The organism is Pseudooceanicola sp., from assembly GCF_029213205.1.
Taxonomy (GTDB): domain Bacteria; phylum Pseudomonadota; class Alphaproteobacteria; order Rhodobacterales; family Rhodobacteraceae; genus Pseudooceanicola.
The window spans coordinates 1-13,936 of record NZ_JARGNH010000025.1 but is presented as its reverse complement, the minus strand read 5'-3'; the positions used below and the strand labels follow the sequence as shown (position 1 = coordinate 13,936).

Genomic DNA, 13,936 nt, shown 5'->3' with positions numbered 1-13,936 from the left:
TCACTCCTCACATGTCGTAGGCGAAGCTGGCGACGTAGCGGCGGCCGCGAACGGGCGTGCCGGCGCCATCGGTCGTGAGCGGTACCGCCACCTCGTTCGGGCTGTCGCGCATGTCCTCGACGGCGGCGTCGATGTGGAGCGTGTAGCCCGCATCGAACAGCGCGTCGGCCAGATCGAGGGTGATCTCCAGCGTCCGGCCCGCGCCGACGCTGGCGCCGGTGATGCCGTTCACCTGTGCGGTGTCGCCGCCGGTGGCGCGGTGCCAATCGCTCAGATGCTCGTAGTACTTCGATTTGCCGCCGGCCATCCAGAGACTGCCGACATAGGCGCCCGAGGCGTCGGTGACATAGAGCGCGAGATAGGCCCCGTCGCCGCCATAGTTGTTGAGGGTCGTGGTGAGCGTCACCGGTCGCGCCATCGCGAGACCGGGAAGCGTCAGCGCCGTGGTGAGCGCCAGCGTTGCGAGTAGTGATTTCATCAGGTTCATCCTTGTTCGGGAGGTTGGTTCGGAGCGGCTCAGTTCACCTGAACCTTCGGCGGCGCGCCGTTCCCGAAGAGGCCGTTCTGCGGCGGCTGGGCGGTGCCTGCAGGCGTGGGATTGGGAGCGCCGCCGCGGTCGTCGTCGTCATCCTCGTAGTCCATCTCGACGACCTGGAGCGTCGCCGGATCGAGTTTCACTTCGATTTCCCGTCCGGCCGCGTCGCGGCCCTCCATCTCGTAACAGCCATCGTCGATCTCGAACTTTCGCACGGTCCAGCCGTTCTTCTGGGCCACTTGCATCGCAGCCTCGCGCGGCTGCCATTGGCTGCGGGGCACGGAGCAATCGTCGTCATCGGCGAGCGCCGCGCCGGCAGGCAGCAGTGCGAGAATGGCAAGTGCGGTCAGGGTCTTTTTCATGGCAGGGTCTCCTTTGGTCTGCTGAGGACAATCTGGAGAGCCGACCTGAGGACTTCCTGACGGAGCAACGATTCCCGCTTCAGCTTGCCGTCAGGAAGAAAAAGGCCGGCGCAAAGCCGGCCTTCTCAGATCGGGCCGGACGTAGGATTCCGTCCCGACGACGCCTGCCGCCGCTGGACTCAGTTTCCGGAACGCGGCCGGTGCGGGTCCCCGACGCCCATCATCGGCATCGGATGTTCGCCGTAGAGCGGACCAGGTTCCAGGCTGATTCCCATCGGTCCAGTAGTCCCGTCCCGCGACGTCATAGAAGTATGGACGAGAAGCGCCGCCGGATACAGCAACTGGACATCGTTCGTCTCGTGCCAGATCATCCGTTCGGCAAGACGCGCGGTCTCTAAATCCCCCGCTTCTTCTGCCGCTGCGTAGAGATCGACCAGAGCGGTGACCAAGTCCACGTCGCCATCGTAGAGCTGCGACAACTCGGCTTCCAAGCTGTTCCGATCAGGTATCGCCGTCGGTAGTACCGTTCCAGTCGTCGCAGATTCTGCCCAACCGAGCATGGGCAGAACCAGCCGCTCCTGCGCTGCATTGTGCGGCTTCAAGAGGTCGGCGGCAGCGCGAGCGGCAGCCCCGATTTCGTCGGACCTTCCGGTGATCCGTTCAAGCTGGCCCTGATTGTCGGCGTGTACCGCGCTCAGTGCATAGGGTGTTTCATTCGGAGCCGCGATCGCAGGCACGGCAAGCGCCGTTATGACGGCGGCGATGATGAGTTTTGTTTGCATGACAGCCTCTCCTCTACTGATGCAAACACTCTGCCAGCCCCATCTGAGGGCTTCCTGACGGAGCAACGATTCCCGCTTCAGCTTGCCGTCAGGAAGAAAAGGCCCCGCCGGTGAGAGCGGGGCCAGGTCGCGCCGAAGGGAAAGTCGGTCAGACGATGTCGCCGGGACCGGGCGCGCGCTTGTCGCCGGTAATCATGGAACGGGCGAGGTTCTCGCGATGCCGGAAGGACGCCAGTACGACGCCGCCGACATGCAACGCCACCAGCAGCAATAACAGATTGGCGAGTGCCTCATGCACCTCTTCAAGCGCATCATTGTCGCTGCCGCCCGTCTCGCCCTCGTCGGCGTAAGCCGGTGCCACGATCTGAGGCAGGTCAGGTAGCAGCGTGATGCGGTCGGGGTCTTCCATGAGCCAGCCGGTAAGGGCGGTGGCCGAGAGCGTGACAAGTAGCGCCACGATCATCGCCGCGCCGGCCGGGTTGTGCCCGAGATACCGGCGCTCTCGCCGCCCGAACATCGCTCGCAGATAGTCAAGCGTCGCTGCGGGACCCTGCAGAAACTGGGCGAAGCTCGCATAGCGACCGCCGACCAGACCCCAGACGAGGCGAAACCCGACGAGGCCCGCAACGACATACCCGGCGATTTCATGCGTGGTCTGCCATTCGTCTGCCGTCAACCAGGCGAGCGTAAAGGCACCGACAAGGCTCCAATGGAAAATCCGCACCAGCGGATCCCAGACCCGGACCTTGCCGGACGACCCGGCACTCATCTTGGGGGCGTCATGCGTGGTTGCCTCAGTCATTGTCGCCTCCGTCCCGATCCCGGCCCCGGTCCTTGTCGCGGCGTTTGTCGTTGTCCTCGTCTTCGTATTCGAACTCGATCACCTGGAGCGTCGCCGGGTGGACGGTCACCTCGATCCGGCGCCCTTCGGTATCGCGGCCGTCGATCTCGTAGCAGCCGTCGTCGATCTTGATGCGGCGCACCGTCCAGCCGTTCTCTTCGGCCAGCCGGGCAACGGCGTCGCGCGGCTGCCAATCGGCCATCGGGACGAAGCAGTCGTCGTCCGCCAACGCGGCGCCGGCCGGGAAGACCGCGAGAAAACCGAGAATTGTCAATGTCTTCTTCATGCGTCAAACTCCGCGTGGCACGCCTCTTGATGCACTTCATGCGCGGCGAAGCTGACGGCAGCCTGAAGCGGCGTGCCCAACAGCTTCAGCTTCGTGTCAGCCAGACGGATCATGGGGAGTCATCGGGAAAAGAACGGGACCAGACATGCGCATCCTGCTGATCGAAGACGACACGACTCTCGGCGCTGCCGTGCGCGACCAGATCGCCGCCGATGGCCAATCGGTGGACTGGGTCACGCGTCTGGATGCGGCGGGCGACGCGCTGCGCGGGGCGTCCTATGACCTGATCCTGCTCGACCTCATGCTGCCGGACGGGCGCGGGATCGGGTTCCTCAAGGGCCTGCGCGCGCGGGGCGATGTGACGCCGGTCATCATCCTGACGGCGCTCGACCAGGTCTCGGACCGGATCGAGGGCCTGAACGCGGGCGCCGACGACTACCTCGTGAAACCCTTCGACCTGTCCGAACTGTCGGCCCGGATCGGCTCGGTTGCCCGGCGATACAGCGGCAATCCCAACCCCATCGTCACCCATGGCGCGCTGGACATCGACCTCGCCGCGCGCAGCATTCATCGCGACGGCAAGCCGGTTCAACTGACGGCCCGCGAATGGGCTCTGTTCGAGGCCTTCCTCGCGCGTCCGGGGCAACTGCTGTCCAAGCCGCAGCTGGAGGATAAGCTCTACGCTTTCGGCGCCGAGGTGGAGAGCAACACCATCGAGGTCCATGTCAGTCGCCTGCGCAAGAAGCTCGGGAGCGCGGTCATCGAGACCGAGCGCGGCATGGGCTACAGGCTGGGCAAGTCGTGAGGCTGCCACGCAGCCTTCAGGCACGGCTCGGTCTGTCTCTCGGCCTCGTGCTGACGATCCTCTGGTTGCTGGCCGCGACGGTCACGGCGGTGATCGTCAGGGGCGAGTTGGACGAGGTTTTCGACTCCGCCCTGCGCGAGACCGCTGAGCGCATCCTGCCGCTGGCGGTGACCGACATCGTGGGCCGCGAAGACCAGGGCGTGACGCAGAGGCTCGCGCCGATCCGCGAGCACGACGAGTTCTTCACCTATGTGGTCACTGACGCCGAGGGTCGCGTCCTGCTGCAATCCCATGCGGCGGACCCCGCCGTGTTCCCGGCTTACAACGAGCCGGGGTTTGAGCAGACCGCCACCCATCGCCTCTACAGCGACGCGGCCCTTCAGGGGACAATCCGCATCACCGTCGCCGAGCCGCTTGCGCATCGCGCGTCGGTCGCGCGGGAAATCCGGATGGGCCTCGTTCTGCCGCTGCTGGTCGTGCTGCCCGTCGCACTCGCTGCAATCATCCTGGCCGTCCGCTTCAGCCTCGCCCCCCTGCGCCGCTACCGCACACGGCTCGAGGCACGCAGCGCCCGCGACCTGTCCGAAGTTCCCGCCGACGACCTGCCGGCAGAAATCGGACCGCTGGCCGCAACCCTAAACAACCTTCTGAAAAGGTTGCGCGAGGCGTTTGAGGCCGAACGCAGCTTTGCGGCGAACGCCGCGCACGAATTGCGGACCCCGCTGGCAGGCGCCATCGCGCAGGCGCAGAGGCTTCGGTCGGAGACCCATGATCCGGCCATTGACGCGCGCGCCGCGGAGATCGAAGCGACGCTCAAGCGATTAACGCGGATGTCGGAACGCCTCATGCAACTTGCGCGGGCGGAAGGCGGACGACTGCGAACGGACCGAAACACGGATCTCAGACCCGTCGCACGTGTCGTGGTGGATGATCTGGCACGTACGGGTGCGATGGACCGGATCGCGCTGACCCTGCCGGACACTCCCGTCCTGTCCGATATCGACCCCGATGCCTTCGCTATCCTCTGCCGAAACCTAGTGGAGAACGCCCTGCGCCATGGGGCGGAGACCGCCCCGGTCGAGGTGACCGTGACGCTGGACGGGCAGCTCATCGTGGCGAACGACGGTCCCGTGCTGTTGCGCGACACCCTCGACCGCCTGACGGCGCGTTTCGAGCGGGCAAATACGAGAACCGATGGCAGCGGACTCGGCCTCGCCATCGTCGCGGCCATCGCGGACCGGATCGGAAGCCCGCTCAATCTTGAGTCACCGCGTCCGGGTGAGTCTTCTGGTTTCCAGGCCTCCATTCGGTTACCTACAGATGTTCCGCATTCCGTCGCGGGAGATGCGATGCCCAAGACGTGACAAAAGATGGTCCATCAGCAGCTTCGCGTCTTATCGCGCATCACGGCCTAATCGCTTTGCATCTAGAGCGTGTCGTCCCTGACCTGATTCAGGATTCCGTTTCGGTCTGATCTGAAATGATCAAGTTGCGGAACCAGACCGGCAGCTCAAGGCAAAGTGCCGGGGTAATCAGTGGCGTCGCAAGTTGGCGGAAGTGGCCCTACGGGTGCGGGAGCGGATTGCGGCGCAGGGCGATCTGACACTCGATGCGCTGGTGCGCGAACTCAGGGCAAACCATGGCATCGAGATACACCGCTCGGCGTTCGGCCGCGTCCTGCACCGTCTTGGGCTGACACACAAAAAAGACCTGCGAGCAGCTGAACAGGTCCTCCCGGATGTCGCTGAGAAGCGGCGCACTGGCACCGATATAGGCCCGGAGGTAAATCCACGCCGTACCCGGGCCCAAGGAAAGTGAGGCCAGAGGCCTCACCCGAAGGGATCGTATTCCGATACGATCACGACCTCGTCGCCGTCGATTTCATCGGCGGGGACGGCGCCAAAGGTTCCATCCCCTGCCTGGAAGACGACGATCGAGACCATGAGCGTGGCGGCGAGGGAGGCGGCGAAGGCGTGTGCATCTTTGCGGGACATCTGTTTGGCTCCTGTCTTGGAGGCGGGGGACCATCCCCCGCGCGACAGGACCCCGCAGGCCCGAATACTGGCTGACATCACCGGGTGCGTTCGGCTTGCCCGAATCCATCCGGCGGCACGGGCTTGCCCGTAGTCCGACCCCTCGCGGGTTGATCTCGAAGACGGGATTCGGGGCAAGGAAGGGAATGGCGAGCGGGGGATGGTCCCCTGACGACTGGAGCCGGTTGTACCGCTGATGCTTGGCACCCCGCCCGCCTTCCGGCCAAGCTCTTGGTTGAAGACCTCCTTCCTGGGGATGGATCCTTGGTGTCCCGCGAATTCAAAGGACAGGGTTGTGATGGGTGAGAAACCCACCCTTCGGTAGGCCCCTCTGGTTTTATGTGGGCTCAGGCAGCGATCTCCGTGCCCCCTGCCCTATCGCTGTCGTCCTCGCCGACGATCTCCAGCCGCGCGTTGCGATAGCCCTCCTTGGCGATCCAGAGTTCGGCCACCGTGACCGACTCGGCCAAATGCAGCAGTTCCGTGTTGCCGCCGAAATCCAGCAAGACGCGCACCTGCCCGGCTCTCGGTTTCTCTGCCACCTCAAAGACCAAGGTGCTGTCAGCCGAGTGACTGCGCATGATGGTGACGAGGATAACCCCGTCAGAGGCGAAGTTGCCTTCGTGGAGCGTAAACGTCGCTGGAGCTGTCCACGTCGGATAGGGGCGCGGTGGTTCCTTCTTTACAAGGCGCCCCATTCCGTTCGAGCGTTCCCAGGCCGCCAGCTTCTTGGTGAAGCGTGAGGGAGGCTTGGGGCTGCCGTCGGTGTAACGAATGAGCGCCCCGAGGGGTGCTGTGTCGATGATCGTTGTTGCAGACATGATTCCTCTTCCCGAATGCGAGAAATCGCACTCATCCTATTGATATAGTTAATTTATATGGTGATCAGGGGCGGGAGTACCCGCCCCCGGCTGGTTGATCTCACTCAGCAGCGAGCATCGACGCGCTATCGGCAGGCAGATCGTCTGTCAGGAAAGCAGGAAGGTCAGAGTCACTGACGCTATCAGCCGTATCCGCCCCCTGCCCTTCCACACTGTCCTCGCCGTCCAGTACCACCAGATCGCCGCGGCGCAGGACCTCGGGCAACCAACCACTGCCCTTCAGCAGTCGCTCGGCTTCGGTCGCCATCTCGCCCTTTTTGAGATGATCAAGGAGCTGAGCGGTCCCTTCCCCTTTGGCCTCGCGCACGGCCTCGATGATGCGGGCCTTGGGCACGCGGTTCAGATAGGTGTCCACCGTCGGCTCCCAGCCCGCCTCGACCATGTCGAGATCGACTGCCTGTGCCACGATATCCGCCTGCACCATGCGCCGGGTCAGACCATTAGCCGAGATACCCGCACCATAGGGATTCACCTTCTCATGCAGCGCATTGATCCCGAAGCTGAGGCAATGGGCCAACAGCGACAGGCGGCTCGCCTGATCAAGGTTCGTCAGATAGTCCCAGAGGGCCGCATCGTCGCCAAGCGGCAGTTCTGCTTCCCAGGCGGCGTGACGCTCGTCCACAGCCTGCGCTACTGAGCTGTCCTTCAGATCGGCAGCCTGCGCGGACATATAGACTTGGCGAACCGAAGCCTCCAAGCAGCCTCCCGACGCACCCGTAGATTGGAACGTGTCGGTGACCAGCCTCATAAGCAGCAGCGTCAGCGCGACGTCAGGAGAGCGCCCGACGGCCTCCCGCAGCGCCAAGGTCCGGTGCGCTGTCAGTTCCATGACCAACCGCTCGGGTAATGGCTTCAACGTGCCATCATCCTCGTCATCCGCCAGACCAACCTCAAAGGGCTGACCACCCGACGTGATGATGGTCCCGACAATACCATGAGCATCACTGCCATTGCCATCCGTGGTAGTCAGCTCATCCCCCTGCCCCGCTGCCGCTGGATCGATCCCGTCTTGGACCGCGGTCTCGATCCGCAGCTCATCCTCAGGACGCACATAGCCCCGGTAGACAGCGAGTTCACCGTAACGGTCGAGCGTGACGAAAGCCCCTGCCCGCACGACTTCTGTTTGATCGAAGATCAGCGGCCGGATCTCAAGTTTCTCCATCGCCTGCTCGAGTTCGCCGAGACGAGTGTCGATCTCTTCGGGGAATTCATCCTGGCCAGCGTATTCCTCTTCCAGCGCCCGATACTCGGCCAGCAGCTTGGCATGGGCCGCGCCCTCGTCATCCGTCATCGGCGCAGGATCACCGGCCAATCGCCGCAGCGCATGGCTGTAGCCATAGGGGAGATCAAGCGACACCTCGATCCACTTCCAGCCCTCGACAGCGATCGTCTCAGCTTTGGCCTGCAACTTGTCCGTCACTAGGCGATCGAGCAGCGCAGGGTCTTCAAGCCAGCCGCCGTCGTCGCCTTGGAAGAGGTCATGCAGCATCGTGCCGCCAGCAGCTTCATAGGCGTCGACACCAACAAATACCGCACGACGATCCGACGCCCGGACCGAGGTCTCGGTGAGCATGCGTCGGATCTGGAAGGGCTCCTTGTTCCAGGAAGAATTGATCACATCCCAGACCTGAACCTGACGGTCTTGATCTGGGTTCACAGTGAAGGCCATCAGCTGTTCCAGCGTCATGCCATCCTCGGCATAGGCCTCGAGCAGGGCAGGGGCGACGGAGGCGAGTTTTAACCGCTGTTTCACGATCTGCGGCGTGACGAAGAAGGCAGCCGCAATTTCCTCATTGCCCTGGCCCTTTTCGCGCAGCGCCACGAAGGCACGGAACTGGTCTAGGGGGTGCAGAGAAACACGCTGCATGTTTTCCGCAAGAGAGTCATCCTCGGCGAGGATGTCAGAGCCCGCGTCCCGCACGATGCAGGGAATAGGCGTACTCTTGTTCAAACGCTTCTGCTTAACCAGCAGCGACAGTGCCTGGAAGCGCCGACCACCGGCCGGGATCTCGTACCTGCCAGTCTCGGTACCGTCATCCGCCAGGGCAGGCCGCACGCTCAAGCTCTGCAGTAGGCCGCGGCGGGCGATGTCCTCGGCCAACTCATCAACGGATACGCCAGCCTTGATGCGTCGCACATTGGACTGGCTCAGCACGAGCTTGTCAAAGGGGATATCCCGGGAAGGGGACAGGATGATTTTCTGGGTTACTTTTGCCATCAGTTCTTCTCCACGACGGGCGTCGGAAGCCACTCTCCCGATCTCACTTCCCGTCAAACCCTTCACAGCCACTCTCTTCCTCTAAGCGATTGGAGAATGTCCACCGCGGTGGACATCATGCGTGTGCCCTTTCTGAGTTTGCTAGTCTTTCGAGTAAGAGAGATGGGTTGAACTGATGTACGCGTCTGCCAAGTGTAATGCTGTGGAAATACGCTCCAAAGTTTCGAATGCGATTGCCGAGTTGAAGCATAATGAAGATCGCGCTGGATGCTTTTTGACCACCGATGGCTTTCTTAGCTTTTTCGAAAGTCGAGGCGTGTATTCCCATCATTGGTGCCAACGTCTGCGCATGATGTTCTACGTCTTCCCATGTTCTAAGCGTGTTCGTAGCGAATGCCGTTGCCTGATTGCATATTGAGGTCAAAGTCCTGACTTCCGGTTTTTCCGCTCTTTCTAAATCTTTATCTTCTTTTATTGACTTAGAATGATGCCGGTCAACTTGTCCGTCATTGGCGGACAAATAGGTTGCTTTGGGTGCGTCCACCGCGGTGGACATCAGATCACATTCAGCCTCTGCCTTAGTGAGCAATGCGTGATACTCAGCCAGAGACAACTTCCTTCTAAGAGTTTTCCTGACCTCTGATGGAAAAGTGCTTTCAGGCCAAAACTCTTCTAGTTGGGCAAGTCTTGTGAGGATTTGTTTGCGAACAAAGATACAGTCACGGCGTCTATTTTCTACCTCTTGAGCCATAGCCATGAGCTCGTTCGCACGTTCGATCAAAGGAGAGAGAGACAGCCCGTAGCTGATGCATTGGCCGTCTGAGGATCGAACACGATACCGTTTGCGGTTTGGGCTGTCGTGGCGTGTCATGAAGCCGAGTTCGAGAAAGCGATCAATGTGTCTGCGAAGAGTTCGTTCATCAATACCTCCGACACGGCGGCAGATCTCAAAGTTGGAGGCAAACACTGTTTCACCCTGGCCTGGCTTTAGAAAGCTGAGCATGGCTTGGAGTGTTTGCATGTGGTTTGGCCGAAGCCCAAACTGGGTGTGTGAGTCTCTGAGAGCCCTGAAGATGACCCAGACGTCAGTTTCAGTCTTAGATGTTGCTTCACCGATGGCTTGGTAAGCCTCGCTGCGTTTGATGGACAGTTTTGTGAATGTCATGTTTCTATGAACGAGGGCTGTTTTGCCCACAACTTCCCCATCTCTTCCCGCAAGTTGGTGCGTGAAAAGGCAATAAAAAGATGTCCACCGAATCGGTGACTCTTGACCGCATTGTTGGAGATTGCTACATCATAGGTGCAAAACTGATGATGAGGGCTCTCCGGGGGAAACCTTGGGGGGCTCTTTTCTTATTGGCCTTCGTCTCTCTCCTCTGCTCGTGTTTCTCGTTGTAGCCGGGGTCAGGACCCCGAGCCTCTCTCATTCCGCCATTGGTCGAAGAGCTGGCGAAGCATTGCCTCGGCGTTCTCTTCGACCCATTGGCCGAATTCTGGGTTATCTTTCCGCGTGATCTTGATGGCGACGGATCGACCATCGATGGCAAGCATGGCAAGCGGAGCGCCGCTTTCATCTCTGACCACACTGGATTGACTTGGGGTCTTTCGCTTAGCGACACCACGCGCCTTGCTGGAGGCCGAATCGAAGACGGCCTGAAACTTCTCAGGGCTTGGCGTATCGTTTTTCACCAAGGAGAGCGTCTCCCTTGCGATGTCCATCAAGGGAGCTTTCTTAGACAGCGCGGCCAGATCCCCCCATTGGCGCCGACCGATGCCATGTGCCGGCCCAATGAGGCGGATTAGTTCGTCTGGCAATTGCTCGATCACCACGCGATGATTTGAGACGCCTTGGCGTGTAAGGCCCAAAGCGTCCTGAATGACACCTGGCTTGTATCCTGCTTCCTGCATCTCTTTGATAAATAGAGCCTTCTCGATGAAAGAGGGGTCCAGTCGGAGATTGTTCTCTTGGCCTTGCGCGATCAGGGACGCGTCGTCGTCCAACGTTCGCACAATCGCTTTGACTGTCCCTCCAACCTTTCGGATGGCAGCGAGTCGGCGGCGACCGTAAACGACACGATACCTGTCTGGCTGGTCCGAAGGGCGGACCATGATAGGCACTTGCTGACCATGCTTTCGAATACTTTCGGCAAGCTCATTTATACTGTCGTCTTCAAGCACGAGACGGTCTCGCAAGCCGTCTATGTCAATCCGGTCAGGATCAATGTCGCGAATCGAATTGGCTGTGATCTCGCGCAAGGAGTCACGCAACCCGCCGACGGATCCTGGAAGTCTGGAAGATTTTGCCGGGGCAGGGGGTGAAGCCGTGACTTCGGAATCCTCTTTCGGAGGCTGGTTAAAGATGTTGCGAGCCATCAGCGACGCCCCCATGCCATCTGAATTGTTTGCTCCAGCTCATCAGCGACGCTGTTTATGCTCGTCAGCGCACGATCGAGCGTCTTTCGGATGAGCTGGTTCGGATCAACCTCGTAAATGGTCTGTTGTGTCATGCCGGCGTCGGAGATCGCGGTGGATTTCAGCATCGGTTCCGTCATGACTTGCCCTGCTAGAATGGATCGAAGGTATCCGGCCATCTGTGTCTGAGGACCGTCGGACGGCTCATATCGTGTGACTAGGAACTTGACGAAGTCCCATGTGACGCGTCTCGCAATGGCCTCTTCGACAGCTTTTATTGTCTCGGATGCCAGCTTGAGGAATTGGCTCATTGAAGCAATGTCGAGCATACCCGGGACGACCGTGACAAGAAGGCCCGTCGATGCAGACAGTGCCGTCAATGTCAAAAAGCCCAATTGAGGGGGGCAATCGATCAGAACGATGTCGTAGTCGGCATCGACCTCTTCCAATGCCAAAGCCAAGCGTTCTGCGAAGATCGGTTGGGCCCTGCGGGCAAGTGCATTTGCTGTCTCGGTTTCGTACTCGGAAAGCATCAACCCAGCCGGGACCATGTCGAGCTTGTGAAAGTAGGTCTTCTGAATGACCTCTGAGAGCGGAACCTGATCTTCATACCGCAAAGCGTCGTAAATGGTGCCGCCGTCCGCGAACTCCAGTTCAGGTCGGAAGCCAAAGAAAGTAGTCAGGCTGGCCTGCGGGTCCAGATCAAGTACGAGCACTCGATAGCCACGCAAAGCATAACGTTGCGCTAGGTGAATTGTCGCCGTCGTCTTGGACGACCCACCCTTAAAGTTGACCACCGAAATCACTTGGAGGCGATCACCCTCCCGCCGCCCGGGACGATAGGCGTCCGCGTTCTTTCCGGTGCGACCGAGGATTTCGCGCAGAGTATCTACTTCCTCGGCGCTGTAAAACCTATGGCCGCGATTATCGGTGTGAACGTCGGGGAAGCTCCCGTCTTTATGTCGATTGCGCAGGTTTGATGTGCTGACGCGGAGCACACTCGCGACCTCAGTCGAACTAAAACGTCTCAAAGACTTGCGCTCTTCGGGCTCGAACGCGATTTTCATCTGCCGATCGAGCGACTCGGCTAGGTTGTCCGCGAAGGCTCCAATATCAGATGAGCCTATACCTTGCGCATATCCAGCGTTACGATCATCCATGTTCTGCCGCCTCTCGTGGCCTTTTCGAAGGCTCTTTCTCATTCTGACGATCAAAAGTACGCCTGACGCGTTTCGCCGTCAGAATGGAAATGCCATGAACGCGCGCATCCGGCAAGAAGAATCTAGATGTGGTGTATAAGTTATCCACAGCAACAACCCTCTGTTCGCGCATAAATAGGAATTAAGGCATTGATAGTAATATATAAAATGATTGCTAACCACGATACGCCCTGCACCAAAAAAATGACCCGGCGACACCGTAACCCCCCTTCTTTGTTGAGAAATCCGAGATTTCGTGGCTTAGGCGGGGATGATTCTGGAAACATGATGTCGTCTGTGGCTCGACGAACATCTATAATTTATTGACTACAGCATCCCCAGCTTCACAGCGCGCTCCAACAGTATCTTGACGGATGAAGGCTGCCAGCCATTTCGCCCGCGCGGCGTGCGTTCGCGCATCGCTTCTAACCGGGCGCAGATCGCCTGTAGCGTGATATCAGGGTCTGCTCCCTTGATGGCGGCGACGACTGCCGGCAGGCGGTCGTTGGTCTCGCGTCGCCCGGCACGGCCAAGAACGGCCTCAGACAGGAAGCCGTCGCGCACGTAGGCCTTCACGGCACGCAACAGGCGGCTTTGCGTCCAGCGCCGCGCTTCGGGCAGGGGGGCATTTACGATGCGCAGCACATCTTCCCAGGCCATGTCCGGGCGCAACCGGCGGACATGGGGTACCCAATCCTGAGCTGTCTCATTCAGGCGCTCCATATATCCATCTTGGCGCGCCAGACGAACCTTTCGCAACGCTGCAGGATCTTTGGCTCGCAGACCAGGGTTCCCACCGACGCGTCCCTTGGTGCGGGCGCTGGCCAGGCCCGCTTTGGTACGCTCACGGATCAGCGCGCGTTCGAACTCGGCTGCCGCGCCCAATACCTGCAGCGTGAATTTGCCTTGCGGGGACGCAGTGTCGATTGGGTCCAGCAGCGAGCGAAAGAAGGCCCCCTTGGCATCCAACCGTTCGATCACCTCGAGTAGATGGGACAAAGAACGCGCCAGGCGGTCAATGCGGACCACGACGAGCGTGTCGTCCTTGCCGATCCTCTCCAGCACTCGCGCCAGCACCGGCCGCGCACGATTGCCGCCTGAGCCTTGCTCCTCAAAGATCTCGGCGCAGCCTGCGGATTTCAGGGCTTGGCTCTGGGGCAGGGGGGTTTGATCTTCGGTCGAGACGCGGGCGTAGCCGATTAAGGGCATCAAAATGGACCGTTTGCAGTTTCATATATCACCACTAAACGACCATTTGTAAACGAATGCAAGGGCGTGCACTTTGGCGCTGTTCAGCAGGGAACCCTTAGCTTCCATACGCTGAACACGATCAGAGATCTCTCGCAGACCACCGCGCGCGCGTGCCATATAAGGAGTGTGGGCGCACCCAAATAAAACCCTTGGGTAAAATGCAAAAGTGCCATATTTTGCATATATGAAGCCTCAAGTCTCTATGAAAGATGAACGTTTTGACGATCCTCTAGTGGATACGGAGGGGCTTGAAGAGACGTCTGAAGACGACCTATGGTGTCGCGTTTAGTTCCCGATTTCAATTGAAGCAGTAAGCTGAAACTGAAGCGCT

Annotated in this window: 15 protein-coding genes; 2 read left to right on the top strand and 13 right to left on the bottom strand. The window is 60.1% G+C overall.

The annotated features are described in order from the left end of the window. Nucleotides 1–7 precede the first annotated feature (7 nt). The 5 genes from P1U48_RS15225 to P1U48_RS15205 all read right to left on the bottom strand — a co-directional run bounded on the left by P1U48_RS15225 (nt 8) and on the right by P1U48_RS15205 (nt 2,806). The gene (locus P1U48_RS15225) at nt 8–478 is read right to left on the bottom strand and encodes a DUF2271 domain-containing protein (RefSeq protein ID WP_301070041.1); all 471 of its coding nucleotides are present in this window, start codon (nt 476–478) and stop codon (nt 8–10) included. Nucleotides 479–516: 38 nt separating this feature from the next. Beyond that, nucleotides 517–897: a PepSY domain-containing protein gene (locus P1U48_RS15220; protein ID WP_301070040.1), complete on the bottom strand. Its 381-nt coding sequence runs from the start codon at nt 895–897 to the stop codon at nt 517–519. Nucleotides 898–1,076: 179 nt separating this feature from the next. Then, nucleotides 1,077–1,679 (bottom strand): hypothetical protein, encoded by a 603-nt coding sequence (locus P1U48_RS15215; RefSeq protein WP_301070039.1) that lies wholly within the window; start codon nt 1,677–1,679, stop codon nt 1,077–1,079. A gap of 148 nt (nt 1,680–1,827) precedes the next feature. Beyond that, nucleotides 1,828–2,481 (bottom strand): cytochrome b/b6 domain-containing protein, encoded by a 654-nt coding sequence (locus P1U48_RS15210; protein WP_301070038.1) that lies wholly within the window; start codon nt 2,479–2,481, stop codon nt 1,828–1,830. Beyond that, nucleotides 2,474–2,806 (bottom strand): PepSY domain-containing protein, encoded by a 333-nt coding sequence (locus P1U48_RS15205; protein ID WP_301070037.1) that lies wholly within the window; start codon nt 2,804–2,806, stop codon nt 2,474–2,476. Before P1U48_RS15205 ends, P1U48_RS15210 begins: the two co-directional genes overlap by 8 nt. A 145-nt stretch (nt 2,807–2,951) precedes the next feature. On the opposite strand from P1U48_RS15205, the gene P1U48_RS15200 reads away from it, so the two are divergent. Both P1U48_RS15200 and P1U48_RS15195 read left to right on the top strand, forming a co-directional pair. Further along, nucleotides 2,952–3,611, top strand: coding sequence for a response regulator transcription factor (locus tag P1U48_RS15200; protein WP_301070036.1), 660 nt, complete (start codon nt 2,952–2,954; stop codon nt 3,609–3,611). Then, nucleotides 3,608–4,975, top strand: a complete 1,368-nt coding sequence (locus P1U48_RS15195; RefSeq protein ID WP_301070035.1) for an ATP-binding protein — start codon at nt 3,608–3,610, stop codon at nt 4,973–4,975. The genes P1U48_RS15200 and P1U48_RS15195 overlap by 4 nt, the downstream gene beginning before the upstream one ends. Before the next feature lie 199 nt (nt 4,976–5,174). On the opposite strand, the gene P1U48_RS15190 is transcribed toward P1U48_RS15195, so the two are convergent. The 8 genes from P1U48_RS15190 to P1U48_RS15155 form a co-directional block, all read right to left on the bottom strand. After that, nucleotides 5,175–5,420: a hypothetical protein gene (locus P1U48_RS15190; RefSeq protein WP_301070034.1), complete on the bottom strand. Its 246-nt coding sequence runs from the start codon at nt 5,418–5,420 to the stop codon at nt 5,175–5,177. A gap of 20 nt (nt 5,421–5,440) precedes the next feature. After that, nucleotides 5,441–5,605 carry a hypothetical protein gene (locus P1U48_RS15185; RefSeq protein WP_007803240.1) on the bottom strand — a complete coding sequence of 55 codons (165 nt, stop codon included), beginning with the start codon at nt 5,603–5,605 and terminating at the stop codon, nt 5,441–5,443. 386 nt (nt 5,606–5,991) lie between these two features. Next, complete coding sequence (locus tag P1U48_RS15180; protein ID WP_301070033.1) at nt 5,992–6,465, bottom strand: hypothetical protein; 474 nt, start codon at nt 6,463–6,465, stop codon at nt 5,992–5,994. A 100-nt stretch (nt 6,466–6,565) separates the two neighbouring features. Beyond that, nucleotides 6,566–8,743: a ParB/RepB/Spo0J family partition protein gene (locus P1U48_RS15175; RefSeq protein WP_301070032.1), complete on the bottom strand. Its 2,178-nt coding sequence runs from the start codon at nt 8,741–8,743 to the stop codon at nt 6,566–6,568. Between the two features lie 115 nt (nt 8,744–8,858). Continuing rightward, nucleotides 8,859–9,908 carry a plasmid replication protein RepC gene (gene repC / locus P1U48_RS15170; RefSeq protein ID WP_301070031.1) on the bottom strand — a complete coding sequence of 350 codons (1,050 nt, stop codon included), beginning with the start codon at nt 9,906–9,908 and terminating at the stop codon, nt 8,859–8,861. Between the two features lie 239 nt (nt 9,909–10,147). After that, nucleotides 10,148–11,116, bottom strand: coding sequence for a plasmid partitioning protein RepB (repB, locus tag P1U48_RS15165; RefSeq protein WP_301070030.1), 969 nt, complete (start codon nt 11,114–11,116; stop codon nt 10,148–10,150). Then, nucleotides 11,116–12,315, bottom strand: a complete 1,200-nt coding sequence (repA, locus tag P1U48_RS15160) for a plasmid partitioning protein RepA (RefSeq protein ID WP_301070029.1) — start codon at nt 12,313–12,315, stop codon at nt 11,116–11,118. The genes repB and repA overlap by 1 nt, the downstream gene beginning before the upstream one ends. A gap of 366 nt (nt 12,316–12,681) precedes the next feature. Further along, a complete protein-coding gene (locus P1U48_RS15155) occupies nt 12,682–13,563 on the bottom strand; it encodes a recombinase family protein (RefSeq protein WP_301070028.1) in 882 nt (293 codons plus the stop codon). Between the last annotated feature and the right edge of the window lie 373 nt (nt 13,564–13,936).

What these genes read in the sequence shown, in the direction of transcription:
- P1U48_RS15155 (WP_301070028.1), bottom strand. Translation starts at nt 13,563, where the DNA reads ATGCCCTTAATCGGCTACGCCCGCGTCTCGACCGAAGATCAAACCCCC.
- P1U48_RS15185 (WP_007803240.1), bottom strand. Translation starts at nt 5,605, where the DNA reads ATGTCCCGCAAAGATGCACACGCCTTCGCCGCCTCCCTCGCCGCCACG.
- repC (WP_301070031.1), bottom strand. Translation starts at nt 9,908, where the DNA reads ATGACATTCACAAAACTGTCCATCAAACGCAGCGAGGCTTACCAAGCC.
- P1U48_RS15200 (WP_301070036.1), top strand. Translation starts at nt 2,952, where the DNA reads ATGCGCATCCTGCTGATCGAAGACGACACGACTCTCGGCGCTGCCGTG.
- repB (WP_301070030.1), bottom strand. Translation starts at nt 11,116, where the DNA reads ATGGCTCGCAACATCTTTAACCAGCCTCCGAAAGAGGATTCCGAAGTC.
- repA (WP_301070029.1), bottom strand. Translation starts at nt 12,315, where the DNA reads ATGGATGATCGTAACGCTGGATATGCGCAAGGTATAGGCTCATCTGAT.
- P1U48_RS15220 (WP_301070040.1), bottom strand. Translation starts at nt 897, where the DNA reads ATGAAAAAGACCCTGACCGCACTTGCCATTCTCGCACTGCTGCCTGCC.
- P1U48_RS15210 (WP_301070038.1), bottom strand. Translation starts at nt 2,481, where the DNA reads ATGACTGAGGCAACCACGCATGACGCCCCCAAGATGAGTGCCGGGTCG.
- P1U48_RS15180 (WP_301070033.1), bottom strand. Translation starts at nt 6,465, where the DNA reads ATGTCTGCAACAACGATCATCGACACAGCACCCCTCGGGGCGCTCATT.
- P1U48_RS15205 (WP_301070037.1), bottom strand. Translation starts at nt 2,806, where the DNA reads ATGAAGAAGACATTGACAATTCTCGGTTTTCTCGCGGTCTTCCCGGCC.
- P1U48_RS15225 (WP_301070041.1), bottom strand. Translation starts at nt 478, where the DNA reads ATGAAATCACTACTCGCAACGCTGGCGCTCACCACGGCGCTGACGCTT.
- P1U48_RS15215 (WP_301070039.1), bottom strand. Translation starts at nt 1,679, where the DNA reads ATGCAAACAAAACTCATCATCGCCGCCGTCATAACGGCGCTTGCCGTG.
- P1U48_RS15175 (WP_301070032.1), bottom strand. Translation starts at nt 8,743, where the DNA reads ATGGCAAAAGTAACCCAGAAAATCATCCTGTCCCCTTCCCGGGATATC.